The organism is Brachyspira catarrhinii (assembly GCF_005518285.1).
GTDB lineage: Bacteria > Spirochaetota > Brachyspiria > Brachyspirales > Brachyspiraceae > Brachyspira > Brachyspira catarrhinii.
Genome location: NZ_SJDU01000396.1, coordinates 1 through 1,992, shown reverse-complemented (window position 1 = coordinate 1,992; position 1,992 = coordinate 1). Strand labels below are relative to the sequence as shown.

The 1,992-nt window shown below is 33.4% G+C and carries 1 protein-coding gene; it reads left to right on the top strand.

Translation table 11 applies throughout. The annotated features are described in order from the left end of the window. Nucleotides 1-226: 226 nt before the first annotated feature. Nucleotides 227-1,992 (top strand): Ig-like domain-containing domain (locus EZH24_RS10870; protein WP_170310863.1); only part of this gene is annotated, 1,766 nt, incomplete at its 3' end.

Genomic DNA, 1,992 nt, shown 5'->3' with positions numbered 1-1,992 from the left:
ACATTCTTTCATATAATATAATTTTTACGAACCTCATGCGGATATGCATGGGGTTTTAATATGTATAAAATCCTACAGAAATGATACGGGAAAAGTTATGGCAAGCTTTTTTTATTTTATTAAATTTTGTCATTAATATTGTATAATTAATTTCAATTTTTATATTTACTTAAAACCTATTTATACTTATAATACTAAAATAAAATTCACTTTAAGGATTAAAAAAATGAAAAAAATCATATCAAAAATTATTTGTTTATTAATGTTTTTATTTGCGGGACAAGATTTATTTTGCGCCGTAATAGTCGACAGAACTTCTCCAATCGGCGAGAATACAAGTCGATACAATTACGAGGCAATAACAGTTTCTTTCAATCAGCAAATGGTAAATCTTCAAACTATAAAAGAAATAACGAACGATTATCTTTCTTTTAATATCGATATTAAAGGCTATTACAGATGGCTTTCGGTTAATACTTTGGCTTTCTATCCGTCCGAAACTTTGCCAGATAATACGAGAATTGAAGCTACTTTGAAAAAAGGAATAAGAAGCGAAGTTAGCGGAGAGATTTTGGAAAACGATTATACTTGGGAATTTAATACTATAAGACCGATAAGAGTAAAAAGTTCTCCTTACAACGAGCAGTGGGATGTGGCAACCGATGTCAATATAGTCGTTTATTATAATATGCCGATTTATTTGCAAAGCGCAAGGGAAAAAATTAAATTATCGAACGAAAGCGGAAAGAATTTTGATTTCGAGATAAGATACGCGACAACAAACGATTTGAGAAGTTGGGAAATAGACGAATACGATTTAAGGCAGGTTTTGGTAATAACTCCTAAAGAAGAATTTGGTAAAAACGAAACGGTAGCCGTTCATGTAGATTCTGGACTTGCGGCTATTGACGGAGATTTGGGAAGCGCCGAAGATTATAGTTTCCATTTCCATATACATGATAATTTTTATTTAAGCGAAAAACATAAAGAGCAAACGGTAAGCGCGTCTTATTCGCCCGAGCCTCCGAAAATTCCTTTTTCCACGAGAGTTTATTGGGCGGATTTGATAAGAAATATTGAAATAACTCCTCAAATACAACTTCCGTCCGAAGAAGATTTGGAAGACGATAATTGGAGTTCAAAAGATTTTTCATTATATAGATTAAGATTTAATCCTAATATTCAATATACGATAAAAATAAACGAAAATCTTAAAGATATTTACGGGCAGACTTTGGGAAAAGAGGAAACTATTATTTTGAATGTCACCGATTATAATCCGCGAGTTTCTATTCCTTCGGGCATTGGAATTGTGGAATCCTACGAAGGAATAAAATTTCCAATCGAAGTTATCAATCCGAATCCGATAACGATTAGAAGCCGATATGTAGATAAAGACAATATAATTCCGTTTTTATTTCTTAATAACGGCGTTTACAGATATGACGAATCCGCGGAGTTCAGAAATTATACGAATAGTTATAGAAGATTATCGGGTTATGACGCGGAATCGACTTTTGAAGCGAATGTTCCAAGAAACAGATATATTACTACTCCTTTATATTTAACGAATTATATGAATAATAATAAATTCGGGCTTTTGGCTTTGAATTTTAAAACTATAGTCGGCTACGATAAAGACGATTATGAAACTTCTTCGCAAATTCAAATTACGGGAATGGGAGTGACGGGAAAATTCTCTGGCGATTCAAATACGATTTTTGTAACCGATTTGAAAACGGGAAATCCTATCGCGGACGCTCGAGTGGAAATAAGAGACGATTTTAATAATATTTTAGCGACAGCCACAACCGATGGCAACGGAATAGCGACAACAAAAGGTTTCAGAGATTTGAATATAAAACGAGCGAGCAGATGGAGTTCTCCGAGACAATGGGCAATAGTAACTAAAGGAGACGATATTTCATTTATAAACAGCGATTATGGAACGGGAATATCTCCTTGGAGAATGGATGTGGATTACTCTTATTA